The sequence below is a fragment of the Nitrosopumilus sp. S6 genome, assembly GCF_054515815.1.
This window is the reverse complement of the sequence record NZ_JBTNRI010000003.1, coordinates 41,404-57,396: the sequence shown is the minus strand read 5'-3', so window position 1 is coordinate 57,396 and position 15,993 is coordinate 41,404. Positions and strand designations below refer to the sequence as shown.

General features: G+C 31.9%; 20 protein-coding genes. 5 read left to right on the top strand and 15 right to left on the bottom strand.

Going from position 1 to position 15,993, the window contains the following annotated elements:
- Window positions 1-89: 89 nt before the first annotated feature.
- Both ACX12B_RS02960 and ACX12B_RS02955 read right to left on the bottom strand, forming a co-directional pair.
- Window positions 90-821 carry a hypothetical protein gene (locus tag ACX12B_RS02960; protein WP_459352566.1) on the bottom strand — a complete coding sequence of 244 codons (732 nt, stop codon included), beginning with the start codon at window positions 819-821 and terminating at the stop codon, window positions 90-92.
- A gap of 19 nt (window positions 822-840) precedes the next feature.
- On the bottom strand, window positions 841-1,389 hold the full coding sequence (locus tag ACX12B_RS02955; RefSeq protein WP_459352565.1) for a PEFG-CTERM sorting domain-containing protein: 549 nt from the start codon (window positions 1,387-1,389) through the stop codon (window positions 841-843).
- Window positions 1,390-2,440: 1,051 nt separating this feature from the next.
- Between ACX12B_RS02955 and ACX12B_RS02950 the strand changes: the two genes are divergently transcribed.
- Complete coding sequence (locus ACX12B_RS02950) at window positions 2,441-3,334, top strand: transcription initiation factor IIB (RefSeq protein ID WP_459352564.1); 894 nt, start codon at window positions 2,441-2,443, stop codon at window positions 3,332-3,334.
- A 146-nt stretch (window positions 3,335-3,480) separates the two neighbouring features.
- Here the strand turns inward: ACX12B_RS02950 and ACX12B_RS02945 are convergent, their stop codons facing one another.
- The 7 genes from ACX12B_RS02945 to ACX12B_RS02915 form a co-directional block, all read right to left on the bottom strand.
- On the bottom strand, window positions 3,481-3,888 hold the full coding sequence (locus tag ACX12B_RS02945) for a hypothetical protein (protein WP_459352563.1): 408 nt from the start codon (window positions 3,886-3,888) through the stop codon (window positions 3,481-3,483).
- Window positions 3,889-3,922: 34 nt separating this feature from the next.
- Window positions 3,923-4,216: a hypothetical protein gene (locus ACX12B_RS02940; protein WP_459352562.1), complete on the bottom strand. Its 294-nt coding sequence runs from the start codon at window positions 4,214-4,216 to the stop codon at window positions 3,923-3,925.
- Between the two features lie 8 nt (window positions 4,217-4,224).
- Window positions 4,225-4,407 (bottom strand): hypothetical protein, encoded by a 183-nt coding sequence (locus ACX12B_RS02935; protein ID WP_459352561.1) that lies wholly within the window; start codon window positions 4,405-4,407, stop codon window positions 4,225-4,227.
- Window positions 4,408-4,456: 49 nt separating this feature from the next.
- Complete coding sequence (locus ACX12B_RS02930) at window positions 4,457-4,594, bottom strand: hypothetical protein (RefSeq protein WP_459352560.1); 138 nt, start codon at window positions 4,592-4,594, stop codon at window positions 4,457-4,459.
- A 110-nt stretch (window positions 4,595-4,704) separates the two neighbouring features.
- Window positions 4,705-5,325 (bottom strand): MarC family protein, encoded by a 621-nt coding sequence (locus ACX12B_RS02925; RefSeq protein ID WP_459352559.1) that lies wholly within the window; start codon window positions 5,323-5,325, stop codon window positions 4,705-4,707.
- A gap of 1,131 nt (window positions 5,326-6,456) precedes the next feature.
- Complete coding sequence (locus ACX12B_RS02920; RefSeq protein WP_459352558.1) at window positions 6,457-6,798, bottom strand: hypothetical protein; 342 nt, start codon at window positions 6,796-6,798, stop codon at window positions 6,457-6,459.
- A gap of 25 nt (window positions 6,799-6,823) precedes the next feature.
- Complete coding sequence (locus ACX12B_RS02915; protein WP_459352557.1) at window positions 6,824-8,080, bottom strand: cupredoxin domain-containing protein; 1,257 nt, start codon at window positions 8,078-8,080, stop codon at window positions 6,824-6,826.
- Between the two features lie 409 nt (window positions 8,081-8,489).
- Here ACX12B_RS02915 and ACX12B_RS02910 point away from each other — a divergent pair, with 409 nt between their 5' ends.
- A complete protein-coding gene (locus tag ACX12B_RS02910) occupies window positions 8,490-9,281 on the top strand; it encodes an adenylate/guanylate cyclase domain-containing protein (RefSeq protein WP_459352556.1) in 792 nt (263 codons plus the stop codon).
- 79 nt (window positions 9,282-9,360) lie between these two features.
- Complete coding sequence (locus ACX12B_RS02905; protein WP_459352555.1) at window positions 9,361-9,753, top strand: DUF6659 family protein; 393 nt, start codon at window positions 9,361-9,363, stop codon at window positions 9,751-9,753.
- A gap of 93 nt (window positions 9,754-9,846) precedes the next feature.
- Here the strand turns inward: ACX12B_RS02905 and ACX12B_RS02900 are convergent, their stop codons facing one another.
- The 6 genes from ACX12B_RS02900 to ACX12B_RS02875 all read right to left on the bottom strand — a co-directional run bounded on the left by ACX12B_RS02900 (window position 9,847) and on the right by ACX12B_RS02875 (window position 13,539).
- Window positions 9,847-10,365: a PEFG-CTERM sorting domain-containing protein gene (locus tag ACX12B_RS02900; protein WP_459352554.1), complete on the bottom strand. Its 519-nt coding sequence runs from the start codon at window positions 10,363-10,365 to the stop codon at window positions 9,847-9,849.
- 235 nt (window positions 10,366-10,600) lie between these two features.
- Window positions 10,601-10,804, bottom strand: coding sequence for a hypothetical protein (locus ACX12B_RS02895; protein ID WP_459352553.1), 204 nt, complete (start codon window positions 10,802-10,804; stop codon window positions 10,601-10,603).
- A complete protein-coding gene (locus ACX12B_RS02890) occupies window positions 10,797-11,333 on the bottom strand; it encodes a 4Fe-4S dicluster domain-containing protein (protein ID WP_459352552.1) in 537 nt (178 codons plus the stop codon). Before ACX12B_RS02890 ends, ACX12B_RS02895 begins: the two co-directional genes overlap by 8 nt.
- Before the next feature lie 308 nt (window positions 11,334-11,641).
- Window positions 11,642-12,055 carry a hypothetical protein gene (locus tag ACX12B_RS02885; protein WP_459352551.1) on the bottom strand — a complete coding sequence of 138 codons (414 nt, stop codon included), beginning with the start codon at window positions 12,053-12,055 and terminating at the stop codon, window positions 11,642-11,644.
- Window positions 12,056-12,497: 442 nt separating this feature from the next.
- Window positions 12,498-12,782 (bottom strand): winged helix-turn-helix domain-containing protein, encoded by a 285-nt coding sequence (locus ACX12B_RS02880; protein WP_459352550.1) that lies wholly within the window; start codon window positions 12,780-12,782, stop codon window positions 12,498-12,500.
- Between the two features lie 466 nt (window positions 12,783-13,248).
- Window positions 13,249-13,539 (bottom strand): hypothetical protein, encoded by a 291-nt coding sequence (locus tag ACX12B_RS02875; RefSeq protein ID WP_459352549.1) that lies wholly within the window; start codon window positions 13,537-13,539, stop codon window positions 13,249-13,251.
- A gap of 279 nt (window positions 13,540-13,818) precedes the next feature.
- On the opposite strand from ACX12B_RS02875, the gene ACX12B_RS02870 reads away from it, so the two are divergent.
- A complete protein-coding gene (locus ACX12B_RS02870) occupies window positions 13,819-14,253 on the top strand; it encodes a universal stress protein (RefSeq protein WP_459352548.1) in 435 nt (144 codons plus the stop codon).
- An 87-nt stretch (window positions 14,254-14,340) separates the two neighbouring features.
- Complete coding sequence (locus ACX12B_RS02865) at window positions 14,341-15,336, top strand: TIGR00341 family protein (RefSeq protein WP_459352547.1); 996 nt, start codon at window positions 14,341-14,343, stop codon at window positions 15,334-15,336.
- The last annotated feature ends 657 nt before the right edge of the window (window positions 15,337-15,993 follow it).

Below are 15,993 nucleotides of genomic sequence, written 5' to 3'. Positions count from 1 at the left end.
TATAATGTAAAAATATATGAATTAATTTTTTTATATTGATGTACATTTTAGAATTCATAGTCACTGTTTTCCTTATTCAAATAATTTAATTAATTTTCTACCAAAACCTTTTCAATTATTTCAATTTCTATATGGTTCAAATGTGTAGAATAAATTTTAGTTTCATAGTTTCGACAAGAGTTTGGCATGATATCTTTATCAGAACCAACTAGAATTATTTCCATATCAGATTTTACCAAAACTTTGGCTTTATCCAAAATTAGATCTCCTGCACAAATATCAAATTGAACCATAAATGTTTCAGAATAGAGTTGTTCTGTTGAGCGAACTTCAGTATACGGTTCTATTGGAATTCGTGAAGGAAGTGCAAGATTTTGCTTATGAATTTCAATGAATTTATTGTAAATCCTTTCGTTTCTGTCATCCCCCTGATAATGCCAGACTTTGTCATTGTAGAGATCCACACAATCATACAGATAAGCTATGTGAGAATGTTTATCTTGGAATTGAGTATACTCTAAAACCACATAGGAAGAATGTAAAATATTACATTGTGTTATTCTTGGATCATTAAATGATTCATCAGGTGTCAAAATGACAGGATCTACAATGATTTTATCTTTTATCTTGTCTATTGTGATGATATTATTTTCAATTAAATATTTTATAGCATTTAGGAATTCTTGTTCAGATACCATATCTTCTCCAAACCACATGGCAGTATTTTTTATCCAGGAAGGAACAGATTCTGCATACGAGTAAGAGCTGAAACCTCCTACCAACAACAGTACAACAGGAATCAAGACAAGGGTTATTTTCAATTTAGACATTCTTTTCTTCTTAACTTGAAGTAAATGATTTGAACATCATTTTGTTTTTGGCACTAATTATAATTACACTTGTGATTGAAACAATTAGGATCATCATGGCAATTGTCCCAAATTCAGGAACGATGTTAATTTCAATAGATTCTCCATCCAATGTAGTTAAGGAATCAACTCCAATTCCGTGTAATGTGAGGGAAATACTCACATTATCATTACTAGGTAATGCTTGTGTAAGATGGTCACGAATACCCATTTGTTGATTTATCATTGTTTTGTACAAAATGACTTTATCATTTTGAGATGCTAAAATATCATAATTTACATCAGTTAATTCTTGTCCATTCTTATCAGTGAATCTCACATTAATTGTCATATGTTCACGTTCTACAGGTTCTGAAGCTGTAACAAATATCCAAACAGATCCATCATCAGAAAGAGTCTGAGTTTTTACCATAGAGCCAAGATGATTTGCACCAATACTCAATTCAGCCTTTGGACTAACTGGCTCTTCTGCAAATGCAAATGTGTGAAAATTAGTAGCAGTAAATATTGTTACAAGCAATATTGAAAAGCATAGAATTTTTTGTCTTGTATTTAGATTAAAAATACAGTTAGAATTAATCAAATAATGAGTCCTGATGGACTCGGATATTACTGCCGTTAATTTGAACCAAATTCAAAAAAATCATTCGTATTAACTACGCGTAACTTACTATTAAGGAGTCCTTTTAAACATCACACATCAAAAGAAGATTATAGGAAATGTTTCTTGTAACAAATCTATTTTGAATATTTTTTCATATAGTTGAGACCCACGTAGTAATAACAACTGCACTTATGCTGGAGAAGTATAAACCATATCCCATGAGCTTATTTCTGGGTTTCATTATGCACCTATCACAGTCATTTCGAGTTTTACCTTACAAAGATTCACCATACAGTCATTGCAGGCATATTCACCAGTTGAATTCTTGCAACCACAGTTACATGTACAGGAGTAATCATTCATTCTATTAGATTCGCCCGCACAAAGAATTATTGGTTGATTGATAGTTGCATTTACTTTCTTGTTTTAGTAATGTATTTTTTATCATACATTAATTGGTCATACTAACATATAAGATACAGATGATTTTTGTTTTGATTTAACATTGAATGGTTGATTCAGTTTAAGTCATGTGTGGCAATTAATACATAGGTCACAGTATAACTCATTTTTGTTATTGTTTACTCTTGATAGTAGACATTGTATGTGGAAATTGTGGAAAAATAATTAAAAATATGATCAAACTTAGATCTGTAAAAGACTGTATGCGTAATTTTTCTAATAAATGCCCATATTGTGGAAAAACTTTATCCATTTCAGACTTTATGTTGGATGTTGAGATTTGTGCATGAAGCAGATAAGATGAAAAATAGCTCACTATGAGATGTACTCTTGGAAATATTGTTCTTATTCTATAGAATCAGAATATAATCTAAATAAATCCTAAAAAAGATCATTTTATTCTAGGAATTTCAATAAGATGTAATTAATTTGGTTTTATTTTGTGTTGATAGTAGCTAGAACTAATTTTGTTGGGGTTTAAAAGACAAAAACATGCATGTAATACATGTTACAAAAGTATCAAATTCATAATTGCAACTATAGTAAATTAATCACAGATACAGTTAATGGAGAAATTTTTTGTGCAAATTGTGGCACAGTTATTGAAGAAAAATTAGATAATCATAATGAAACGTCTGTTCACAGTTTAGAGGATTTCATGAGTAAGAGTCAAGTTGGTTCAAAGCAATCCCTTGCAATACATGACAAAGGAATGTCATCTATCATTGGAAAAGATAAAGATGCTACAGGCAAATCACTAAGTTCATTTAACAAATCAAGATTTAATCGACTAAGAGTATTAGATAGTAGAAGTAAAACAAGAAAATCATCAGAAAGAACACTTGTAAAATCTCTAAATTTTCTAAATGGATTAAAAGGAAAGCTAGGCATATCTGAGAATACAATAGAAGGTACATCGTCACTATTTAGAAGGGCACAAAAGCATCAATTGATTCGAGGAAGAAGTTCCAATGATTTGATGGCAGCAGCTTTGTATGTTTCATGCAGACAAACTATGACTCCTAGAAGTCTGGAGGATATTTCTGAAATTGCCAACATTACAAAGAAACATCTACAAAAATCAGTCAGAGTTTTAATTAATGAATTTGGACTTGTACTGCCTCAATACAATATATCTTCATTTCTAACTAAATTATCCAATGATCTAGGATTTTCTGAGAAAACCAAACGTTATGCTTTGAAAATATTATCAGATGTTGAAAAACGTGGTTCTGCTGCTGGAAAGAATCCTATAGGACAGGCAGCTGCATCACTATATCTTGCATCTATGCTGATGGGAGAAAATATTCCACAGAGAACATTCTCAAAAATTTCTGGAGTATCAACTGTAACATTACGTAATAGAAAAAATACAATACAAAAATTATTGGAATTGTAAGTGTGATAGGATATTGGATATTTCTCATCTCAAGAAACTATTGCACCAATTCCTGCACCACAATGTAGAAAAAAAGCATCATTGGTGGACTGAATAATAAAACCTACTGAATTCCATTAGTCCCAGGACAGAGTATATTTCACAATTCATTTGCTTGTGATTTTATATTTGCAAAGCAAGTCAAGAAATAACCTCAAATCTTTTTTGTGTTCCTTTTCTGACTCGTTTAGTTCCTTGAGCAAGTCTTTGTAGTCATAATCTGAATGAGATTCCATTGATTCCTGATTTACTTCGTTTATTGAGATCCTTTTTTGGATCTGCATGATTTTGTTTTCCCCATATTCTATTGTAGAATTAATCTTCTGCATATGCTCATTAGGATTTTGCTTTGAATTATCCTGCTGTTCAGTCATTTTTGTAACTATCTCATGGTTTTGCAGAATCTGATTCCATTCCTCAAGTGTTAATGGACGTTTTAGTATACAAACTTCAGTTCCATCAGGTATGTCTTTGTGCACGTATTCTGTAGTATGTATTACTCTCTCTTCACTCAATTTGGTTTTGCCAGCAGTATGATCCAAAGTCATTCTATTCTACAACACTCACATTTTCTTTCGCTTTTTTACCAAAATATTTTTCTATTATTTGTAAAACTTCATCAGCAATTATTCCCTGTTCGTCTTTACCCCATATTGTCTTTAACTCTGCTACCATCTCCTGATTGTCAAGAATTTGTTGTTTTAACATTTCAAGATTTTCTCTAGGATATGCCAATCTTGGAATCATGAAATAGTTGTAGTTCATTCCAACCAAAACAAAATCATCTCCAGTCAATTTGATTTTAGAAGTAGATTCTATATCTAATTCCCTTATGGTTTGCACTTATTTAGTCACCATGATTTAATCCTCTTGCATACTTCAATATTCATCAAAGAAAGATACATCCTTGACTCTAGACATGTTGAGCATTTTACAATTGAGATGTCATCACTATTTGGCAATAATTCAAACGTGTGGTCTCCATACTTGTAGTTCAGCTCAGTGTCATACCAAACACCATTTACAAGTGTCATTTGGCCTCAATTTTCAAAATGTATCTTGGCAATCCTGAGGATGCTTTACTCATGCTTGTTGACTTGTCCTGATATCTTTTTTTAATAATTCATAGGATTCTAAATATTCTTTTTTCTTGAGATTCTCCGGAATTGTCTTGTTATTCTTGTTTACTTGTGGTGTTTTTTCTTTTTTTGTTTTTGTCATAGTATAAGTGTGCGAATCTAGCATATATCATTGATCTATTTGTCATGAGTGTTAGATAGAAAAACCAACAAAAAAATCATATAAATCCATTCAATGAAACTCGAATGAATCTAGTGAAAGATTTCACTTATTCCATTTATCATGAACTGAATTGCAAAAGCCGCCAGAAAAATTGCAAAGACCCTAGTCACAATTAATGAACCACGTTTTCCCAGAATTTTGTTAATCGGCTCAGCAGATAGCAACACAAGATATGTTATTACAGTTACAATCAAGATTGCAACCAACGTTATCAAACCTCCAGATGATTGAAACGATATTAGTGCAATAGTCAATGCCCCTGGACCAGAAAGCAATGGAAATGCCAGTGGGACTATACCTTGCTCTTGTTCTATATTGCCTCCACCCATTCTCCATTCACCATGGGTCAGAAATTCAATGGCAACGATGAATAGCAACACTCCGCCTGCTATCATGAAACTGGAGATTTGAATCTCAAAAATTGAAAGAATTTCATTTCCTACAAATGCGAAGACCAACAGCAAAATCACCACCACCATAACAGTATTTTTGAACAATGATCTTCTCTTACCCTTCTCCATGTTTTTGGTCACGCCAATTGTGATTGGAATCGTTCCAATGGGGTCAATAACCACAAAAAGGATGATTATCGTTCTAATCAGTTCTACAGAAAAATTCTCTGGGATAAAAAACAGGCCTTCAAATGACATTCATTACTTATAATGTAATCAAGTCTATAAAGTAACCATCACTTTATGTTGTAAGTTCAGTTGTTTTCTTTGCAACATAATAACTCTGCATATCCATTTGTCATCTTGCTGTCAGTCGAATAATGCCAAATTGCCTTGTATTCTTTTCCGCATTTATTACATATTTCTGTCATGAGATAGGTCCTTCTTCCACACATTACATGCAGGACATCTGTTTGTTAACTTGGTTGCTATTTTTTTTAAGAACACATTACCACAATTCTCACAGGATCTCAAATCATCATTTGCAATCATGTCTTATGTCGTTTTTCCTGCAATGGATGTTGCCTTTTCTTTCAGATGAGTTTTTTCATGAAGAAGAAGTTTTCGAATATCACCTTCAGAGGAGTCCCAAGTAAATTTGCAGTGTTTGCAATGATATGTCATTTATTTTTCTAGATCCTCTGTTTTCGTTTTTCCAGATTTAGCGAATTTGTTTACGTCTTTTGATGTCTTTTCTTGTTTTCCTTTCAGTCTTGCAAAAATATTTTTTATCATACATTAATTGGTCATACTAACATATAAGATACAGATGATTTTTGATAATAATTTACACGTAGCTGAGTAGTCAATTCAGTCCTTCTTTACAGATATGCAAACTCACACCACTACGATACTAACATTACGTTAATTTTACTTATAGAGTTTCTTCAAGTACAGGTTAATTAGGTAAAAAGGGCAATTAACATTATGAATACAATGAAATCCTATAGTCAAAAAACTTGTTCAGACTGTAAGAGAGTACATTGTCAGAGAGGATGTAACTGTGATTGTCATTGGGAGCCATAAAAAATAATTTTGACCCACGGTATTTTTACTCAAGAAACATGTACTCACGATGCTAAAGTTAGGATGGCAGGACTCAAGGACATGTATGAATGCACGAATTGCCACAAATTTATCCCAATTGTTGAATCAAAAGTGATCGATAATAGAGCTCCACAATATTTAGAGAATAATTGGGAAGATGACTGAAATTAGAAAGTTGTTGTAAATACTCTCTAATTTTTCATCATAGAGAAAACGTGCATAACCCATAACTGTATCTTCGGATTGAATTAGATTGCAGATTTCCTTCTTGTCTTAGGATTTTTAGATAATTTTTGCAATTATTTTTGCAAAGTCTCTACCATCTTTAGTTAGTGAAATGTGTATTTTATTATCATAAATTGTAGATTTGGCAAGACCCTTTTTTTCCATCCAGACAATGTGTTTTGCAAGTCTTGTATAGTTTAGTTTAGTATCTAATGCCATCTGTGTTTTTCCTTCTGAAGGATGTTCAAGCATAAATTTCACTATTCTCATCAGAGTTTTCATACTAGGATCAAAAGTAGGCGCGATAGATTTTGATTTTAGAATTTTTATGACTTTAGGATTGACAATTTTACTCAATATGGGCCTAATTACAATACTAAATGGTGTGTTATAACCCATATCTCAATAGACAGGCATGTCCAACCTATAGTTTAAGAGATAAGTTACTTTTGGCACTAATTCCCACCACACTTACAATTGACACAACTAGAATCATCATGGCAATTGTTCCAAATTCAGGTACGACATTAAACATAATTATATCTCCTTTAGGCCCTGTCCAATCATTCTCCTGTCCAGGAATTCCTATTCCAAGTAACGTAATCTTTACGTTGACAGGATCTCCTGATGGTAAAACAGCAGTCCAATACTCTTCAATTCCTGCATTACTATGATTATTATCAATTGTCAGTACATTATGTTCATTTTGTACTGCAGTTAGATCATAGTTGAGATTCTTAATCAAATCTCCTTGTTCATCAGTAAATTTTGCATGAATTCCCATTGCTTTTCCTTCAGTAGGATTCATCACTTCGAGGTTTACTATGATTGTTCCATCTGAAGACATGCCTTCAATTATTGTCATTCTATCTGCCTTGTCTATGATTTTACCCGTTACAGTGATTTTACCCGTTTCCCAATGGTATGTTTTGTCATAATATTCATGTATGGTCTGGGATTCAAATCTATAAGTAAAAATTTCCCCGGGTTCTATTATACCACTTTCAAAAACTCCATCTGGACCATCTATTGGATTACCACTTGCTATTGATCTTGGAGAATCATCAAAATTGTGCCACACTACCAATGTATCTTTTTCTATAGTCAAATCCATAGGGATAAAACAAATTCCAGACTCTTTACAATCATGACTATCATCTGTAAATGGAATTATTATTGCAGCAATACCTGAAAATGGGAATTTATCCTTCGACTCTTGCGTTGAACTGGAATTATCTGTTTTTTCAGATTTTTCATCAAAGGTATCCTGCACAATAATTACTCCTGTCATCCAAGGATGGATATTGCAAGTATAATCAAAAGTACCAACATGCTCAAACTTTTGAGAGAAAGAATCTCCTGCCATAATTAAACCACTATCAAAAATATTGTCGGATTGAACTGTGGGATTTGTAGATGTAACTGTATGTGCGGTACTATCACTATTTTTCCATGTTACTATACTTAAAACATCGATTGTTATTTGTGAAGAATCAAAACACGTATTATTTTCCTCACATCCTGGTACTGAAGACCCCTTAGTGATGTTCACACTAACATTAGTATGATCAGCATATGAACTAGGTATAGAAGAAACACCTAATATGAAAACAAACAATACAGAAATACATAAAAATTTTTTTCTGTTAAGTAGATTTGATCTAGTGTTGGAATTATTCAAAGGACAACAGCTAATCCATTAATTGCACAATCAGATGAACAGTAGGAACTAGCACGATGGTAAAAATCCTTTCCACAGTATCTACAGGTCACAACATTATTTCAGAAAATACAATATTAAACAACACTGACAATTATGTACATCTTCTTTACATAAGCATCAGTTTTTCTCAATTAAATGTTCCATCATAAAAAATCATACATGAAAAAAATTAAGAAACCTAAAGAATCAAATACATTCCACCAAATTCTTGTAGAACTTAGAAAACATGATTAAATGTAGTGTAACTTTAAAGAAAATGTTGACAAGTACAACATATTTTTTCAAAAAGTAAATTTGATCAAGTATTCAAAAGATCATACATCTCATTTCTATATCTTGTATATACTAGTTAGACATTACAAAATCAATGAGTTTCAAACATGACAAAGAAAAACAAACCCCCAACATAATAGACCTTCTTTTGAGCAGGAAGGCCAATGAAAAAATTGAACCAAACACATTGATAAAAAATGTTCAAAACAGAATCAATAATGCATTGGAAAAAGGTTATCAATACACAAGAGTGATTGATTCATCTGAAAAATTTCTGAGAAAAAATGTATTTGGACAAATAAACATGGCAGTACTTTATGTAGACATTGTTGGTTCTACGAAAATGAGCATGACATTACCATCTGATAAACTCTCGCTAATGCTAAGCTCATTTTCTCAAGAAATGTCGTATGTAATTGAACAGTTTGATGGTTATGTCCTAAAATTTGTGGGGGATGCCGTTATAGGATATTTTGTAGAAGATAAGGCAAATCAAGTACCTGCAGCATACAATGCAGTTGCGTGTGCAGAATCCATGATAAAGGTAGTAACACAAGGAATCAATCCAATATTAATTGACAAAGTGGGGCTTTCAGAGATTAGCATAAAAATTGGCATTGATTTTGGCAAGAATGTAGTAGTAAGATATGGCTCTGATGAAAAAAAAGCATTTGTTGATTTGCTTGGACCTACAATGAACATAGCATCAAAGATCCAAAAATTAGCGAAAGCAAACCAAATTCTAGTAGGTAATGAGATATACAACAAACTAGACTCATACATGCAAAGATTTTTTTCAGATATGACAAGTGACTTAGTTTATCCTTTACAACATTATTCAGAAGATTCTGATGATGTTTATCGTGTTTATGGATACAGATGTTAATATTCACACATAATCAATTTTTAGATTTTTCTAAGACATTCCTTTAAAGTCTTAATACTTATGTTAACCACGTAATGTTATGTTAAAATCAACATTTGAAAATAATTCCCATTGGGAATCTACAAGTAAGCATATTCTGAGTTTTCCAGAAATTAGATTTGTCGGAGTCATAGACAATATGGGCAATCTTGTTGTAGGAGATTACAAAAAAGGTGTAGTACCAATTGCAAAGATAGACCAATACAAGATCTGTATGGAACACGCACTAGAATTATTTATGAAAAATGATCTTGATGACGTCTTGGGTCCGTTGGATTACATAGTTTCAAAAAGAAAAAACATAAAGATAATCACTATTCCTGTTAACAATTATCTTGTATTGATTTCTGCCGAATCTACTGTGAATGTAGAACCAATAATTGATGAGATAATTCAATCTTTGAATGATAGATACAAAACAATTAATCAATAAATCATTTAAAAAATTCTTTATTATTACCTGAATTTTTTACTAATTCCATATCAAGACTTTTTCAATTATTTCAATTTAGACAATCTTTTCTTCTTAACTTGAAGTAAATGATTTGAACATCATTTTGTTTTTGGCACTAATTATAATTATACTTGTGATTGACACAACTAGAATCATCATTACGATTGTTCCAAATTCAGGCACAATTTCTGTCTCCATATCTTCATCAAATACTTCATCAAATACTTCATTAGAGAGGTCATTTGAAACCATGAAATACATCTGAGTTTTTTCTTCAAGATTTTCTTGGCTTGCTTCTATGGTATATTGTCCTTCATCGAATCTAGGAATAGGAGGAGTAATCAAATATTTGAATTTGCCATCGCCATCAATTTGGACATTTGGTCGATAAACTACATTTCCAGATGGATCATAAATGACAAGCTTGATTGGATGGAATGATTGGATGTCACCTTCTATTGTTCCCATAATTAGTAGTCTATCTGTTGTGGCAATGGTAGAATCATATGAATAAAGTGAAATTTCTCCAAATGAAAATGAATCAAAACTTGTAATAGCAAATACAGATGCAGATAATATGAAAATGCACAAAAACTTTTGTCTTGTATTTAGATTAAAAATACAGTTAGAATTAATCAAATAATGAGTCCTGATGGACTCGGATATTACTGCCGTTAATTTGAACCAAATTCAAAAAAATCATTCGTGTTAACTACGCGTAACTTACTATTAAGGAGTCCTTTTAGATGTACGTCAGATTAGAACGGGTTGAAGAAAATTTAGTTTACAGAGATTGAATTAGCATTTTGTATCTAGTTTTCATTTTCTAATATCCACTCAGTTGTCTAGTGTGAGTGGCATCATTTACTACTGCTTCTTCCATTCTTTTCTCCAATATGCCAATGTATGAATCTCTACATCCTTGAGAGCAAAATTTTTTATTAGTTCCTTCAAACGATTTCGTACAATGCTTACAAATTAATTTGATATTGTTTGTCATCTTTGATTTTACCGTACCAAGATCAATCATGTGCATGTGGATTTGCAGAACCTGATTTCATCTTTACAAAAGTCCCAGCTTCCTTTTCATGAAATTCCTGATTAGCCTGATCTACCTTGATTGCTTGTGGAGGGCATACAGAAACACAGGCCATACACCAAATACAATCATGTTCTCTTATTGGATCTGCTTTGTCAGTCATATCTTTTCGTTCATCTTTGACATCACTTCCAGTTCCTTCAAAAGTTTGACCAATGACATCTTTTGCTGGGATGTCTTTTTCAGTTCTATACCACTGAAAAACTTGCACAGGACATGCTTCAATACATGCACCATCGGCAACACAAGAATCCCAATCAACTGCAATCATTGTACCACTTACACCAAGTGGAACCTGTTTTTCTCCCCTTGTAGCATATGCTGCTATTACTTCCTTGTTTTTGGATGCTTCAGCATCTGCTCTGCCAGGGCCCCACATAAAATGAAAGTGTTCTCCATCAGAATGGTTAATCTTTCCAATTGGTTTTAGGCCTTCAGGGAAGTTTTCTGCTATTGGCATAACTTTATTTTAATAAGACATTCTATTAAGAAAGCCTGATGTTTATGTATGGAAGATATACAAAACTGTCAGCATTTTCTAAATACTGATTTGTTATTATTATAATGATTGATACTTTCACCAACCCATCCCCTGTTTTGGTCTTAAGTTTCAATCATTTTTTTACTTAGATGTTTTACACATGTTTAATCCAAATAACATCCATACAATGCATTGTTATGTCTTAAAAACTGTAATGGAGTTTAGCAAATAATGGCAACAATCTAATAATTCAATACTATAGTTCTACAAATTTTAGAACAATATTGCTATATTTTGTTTTTCCACGTCTCTTTCCAAGCATCATAAAACCCTTTCAAAGAATCAGCATATGCATCTAACAAACTGATTGATTTTTGGCATAATTTATGATTTAATGTTGCCTCGAAATTTTTATAATCAGATATAGAGGGTAAAGGACCTTTGAGAAATGTATCATATTCATCTTTTATTTCTGAAAATGAAGAGGCGTTTTCAACATCAATACGTGCAAGCCACAAGGTTGCAAAGTCTTTTCTAGTTTTTGTGGAATCATCTTTTGATTTTTCCATTACTTGTGAATATATTTTTTTAATTTCATTTGAAGACTTTTCTAAGGAATTTACAGAATCATCAAATTTTTCCATATTTTTATAATATTCATCTTGTAATTTTTGCCAAGACATTGTTTGATATGTTTCCATACTGTTGTTAGTACAATATACTACTTAAACATGGCAAAGTATGGAATTTAAGAAAACAGATGTTTATGTAAATAAGATATACAAAATCATCAGTGTTCTACAAATACTCACTTACCATTGTGATGATTAATGAAACTTTCACCAGTATACATCCTGTATTGGTCTTAAGTTTCAATCATTTTTTTATTTTGACATTATGATGATCCGTATCTTTTTTTCCAAAAATAAATTTAATATAACAAATCTCCAACAAACAAGATCATATTTTATCGCTAGTTAGTAGATATGAAAGCATAATGGAGATAATGGCCACCGTTAGAAGGAAGTATGAATAATTTGAGGATGGCGACCATTAGTAAATTGTATGTTAATTATGCTATTAAGTAAGCCTGACTTTTATGTTATTTTTATCGACAAATCTGTCAGAGATAAAACTAATTTATCAAACAGTCTCTGCAATCAGATGAGAAAATTCGTGGCCGTTTTTAGTCAAGACGATATTGATTTTATTATCCTTAATTGTAGATTTGATGAAGCCTTTGTTCTCCATCCAGATAACATGTTTTGCAAGTCTTGAATAGTTCAGATTGGCATCATGTGATAGCTGAGTCTTTCCTTTAGCACCATTTTCTGTCAGAACTTTGAAAATACGTAACAGGGATGTCATACTTGGTTTAAAGCTAGATTCTAATTTTATACACTTGATGTCTGTAATTTGTGCAACCAATTGCCATTCTTCCTCAATAATATGTACGGGACAATCATATTTAACAGATTAAATATGATTAAGATCTGTAGGCGTAAAAAGAAATATTCTAAATTTTCAGAGTCAATGGTTAATACCTATGATGAACACTAGTAAGCCTGCCAAGAAAAGAGTATAAAACCATTAGCATAAAAGTGAAAACTTTTGTGAGATTTGTAAAAGGTGCAAAAGATGCACGTAAAAAGAATCCTACAACTACCAATACCAGATTCCTTGACTATCTTCTTGATCTTGGGCATGTATGATAGAACAAATTGTCATAAATTTATCCCCATTGTCGAATCAAAAGAGATTGATCATAGAGATCCACAATATTTAGAGGATAACTGAAAAGATGACGATATAGAAAGTTATTGAAAATCATTAGACTTTTCTAATAAAGTATGTTTCAAGTCCTCATAAGGCTAAGCAACATGATATAATGTTTTTAGATACCCGTCAGATTAGAAAGGACTCTTTCAAGGTCTTGTTTTTCATATCTTAGGCTTTTGACTGTTGTATTGTCTTGTACTAAAGTAGATGAGAATTTCTGCAACATCAATTTGTTTTCATTAGAAAGTACAGAGGTTGTAATTACATCATTCAGGGTCTTTGAATGGTGATAAAGTAGTCTTGCATCTATTTTGGCATCTACATTTTTTGCCAACGAAATTTGGTTGATCAGTTCAGTATTAATCTCATCTAATATTGTTTTGAGTGCATTTGAAACAAATGTCATACAATAGGATAGTCGTTCTAGTTAATTAAGATGCAATAATCCATTATTGCATATACAATATGAGAATCTATATCCATACAGTATTTCTTATCTTAAGAATAGAATTATGCTTATGTGTTAGGTTTTAACATATGTTCTCAGTGACAATTTTGTCAGTATTGTTATTCAATATGTACATCAAATCAACAAACATGTCAGCGTCGGTTAATATAGAAAATTTTGTAAAATAAACAATGGGAGATATTCAAGTTTAACATGCAATATAGTTGGTTTTAACATATGGAATTACTCTTTAAACATATTCTTGTACCCTATGATGGAACAAAATCTGGAACTAAGGCATTTAATGGTGCAATTCAACTTGCAAAAAAATTTTCTTCTAAAATCACCATACTAGCTTGTATGGAAAAAAACTCCACCTTTGGATTTTTTGATACAAAATCTGATAAAAGCAAAATGAAAGACAGAAATGAAATAATGAACGAAAAATTAGATGAATTAGACCAACTAGCAAAAAAATCAGGCATTCGATGTAATTCAAAAATTTCTAACTGTGGTGTAGCATCAACATGCATCATATCATATATCAAATCACATGAAATAGATCTAATTGTTATGGGTAAATCCTCTAAAGTCAGTCCTGAAAAAATTTACCATGATAGTACTGTAAATCACATCTATGTTAGCGTTAAATGTGCAATGTTAAACATTTGAGATGATTTTATTTCCACCTAAACCCATCAATGTGTGTACGACTTCAAATATTATGTTTGATTGTGGTCAAAAGGGAATTGTTCTTTATTGAAAAAAATTATCTTAACTTCCAATGAACCTCAGGGATTAAGCATAGAATATGTGTTCAAATCATTCAAGGTACCATTCTATAAAGAAATAGTTCAAGCAGAAGATCTTAAAATATCGGAATACACTGCAATTGCACCAGATAATACGGCACGAACAATTTTAGAAAAACTATCAAAAATACTTGATACCAAGCAAAAAGAGATAATGATTACTAGTCAAACATTGGATGCGTCATTTTCAGATTATCTTGAAAATCTAGAACAACAAGAACAAGAAAAAGATACAGGACGACTAACTGAAGAGTTTCATGCAATCTCAGAGCCTTCTGTTGAATTTAACAAAGATTTGTTTGTAATGGTAGTTATTGCATCAATTGCAGCAGTAATTGGCCTATTTTCAAACAATGCTGCACTTGTAATTGGTGGTATGCTACTAGCACCTTTGATTGGACCTATGACTGCATTTTCATTTAATGTTGCAGTTGCACAGCCACGTAAGATTGCAAAAGCAGCTTTGAATGGTATTTTACTTTTGATTGCAGCTTTTGCCACTGCTGCAATATTGACACTGATAGTATCGCAGTTTGTAGAATTACCAATTACTGAAGAGATTATTTTGAGGACCGAAGTGTCTTTCGTGTTCTTAGCTTTGGCAATAGCATTAGGTGTTGCAGGAGGCGTTGCAATGTCTTCAAGTATACCTGGTATTCTTGTAGGTGTTGCAATTGCTGCTGCCTTGGTTCCACCATTGGCAGTTGCGGGAATTGGTCTTTCATTATGGGAATTGGATATTTTTACTAATGCGCTTTTACTTACCACACAAAATGTAATTGGTCTTATTTTGGGCATGATTATGGTATTTTTTGTCAAAAAAATAACTCCTAGAAAATATCATGAGAAAGAAAAAGCTAAAAGTTACATGCTCATTACAATATCTATTTTTGTTGCAATGAGTGTAATTATTGGCATAATTTCTCTTCAGGCATTTATCTGACAAGAAGGTAAATGAAAATCATAGTTTTTCATACTTTCCACCTGCCATGTTATCAAATAGGATCCCAAAAATGAAAAATTACTTATGAATAAACATCAGAATTTATAATTATTACTTTAATTTTGCAAATAATTTTTTTATCAATGTAAAAAATGGAGAGGGGTTTAATCCTTTTTCTCTGTTTTTGTAGAGTCATCTTTCTTTGGCTCTACTTTTTTCTCGTCATGGCCTTTTGGCAATGTTGGTTTTGTTTCTTTATCTTCCATACTATTATTTCAGAAAATAAGATATTAAGTGGCGCTGACATAGCAGTGTATTTAGTGAACAAGTATGGTAACATAATAGACATATTGGTAAGTATTGCGTACTAGTCAGATATAGTTATGTTACACCAATACAAGAACTTGTTTTGTAAATTATAAACGTCTTTTTTTTGATTTTTTTAAATCATAAAAAAAATATGTAACATCTTGAAATATTGATCATATCTTTCTTACTAGCATCTGACAAGTTTGATTCAGCAATGCTAATTTTCTCCCTTAGTTTTGAAAATTAGTCAGGGGTAACGTTTATTGGCTTAAAATATTTGATAAACAGTAATTGGTTTGCACGCCAACAACCCAGTGAGATAGCCAGCATTCGTGTTGTGCACTCACT

Excerpts from the sequence above, each read along its gene's own strand:
- ACX12B_RS02935 (WP_459352561.1), bottom strand. The coding sequence starts at position 4,407 with ATGACACTTGTAAATGGTGTTTGGTATGACACTGAGCTGAACTACAAG.
- ACX12B_RS02920 (WP_459352558.1), bottom strand. The coding sequence starts at position 6,798 with ATGGGTTATAACACACCATTTAGTATTGTAATTAGGCCCATATTGAGT.
- ACX12B_RS02875 (WP_459352549.1), bottom strand. The coding sequence starts at position 13,539 with ATGACATTTGTTTCAAATGCACTCAAAACAATATTAGATGAGATTAAT.
- ACX12B_RS02885 (WP_459352551.1), bottom strand. The coding sequence starts at position 12,055 with ATGGAAACATATCAAACAATGTCTTGGCAAAAATTACAAGATGAATAT.
- ACX12B_RS02890 (WP_459352552.1), bottom strand. The coding sequence starts at position 11,333 with ATGCCAATAGCAGAAAACTTCCCTGAAGGCCTAAAACCAATTGGAAAG.
- ACX12B_RS02905 (WP_459352555.1), top strand. The coding sequence starts at position 9,361 with ATGTTAAAATCAACATTTGAAAATAATTCCCATTGGGAATCTACAAGT.
- ACX12B_RS02870 (WP_459352548.1), top strand. The coding sequence starts at position 13,819 with ATGGAATTACTCTTTAAACATATTCTTGTACCCTATGATGGAACAAAA.
- ACX12B_RS02930 (WP_459352560.1), bottom strand. The coding sequence starts at position 4,594 with ATGACAAAAACAAAAAAAGAAAAAACACCACAAGTAAACAAGAATAAC.
- ACX12B_RS02910 (WP_459352556.1), top strand. The coding sequence starts at position 8,490 with ATGAGTTTCAAACATGACAAAGAAAAACAAACCCCCAACATAATAGAC.
- ACX12B_RS02895 (WP_459352553.1), bottom strand. The coding sequence starts at position 10,804 with ATGATTGATCTTGGTACGGTAAAATCAAAGATGACAAACAATATCAAA.
- ACX12B_RS02950 (WP_459352564.1), top strand. The coding sequence starts at position 2,441 with ATGTTACAAAAGTATCAAATTCATAATTGCAACTATAGTAAATTAATC.
- ACX12B_RS02925 (WP_459352559.1), bottom strand. The coding sequence starts at position 5,325 with ATGTCATTTGAAGGCCTGTTTTTTATCCCAGAGAATTTTTCTGTAGAA.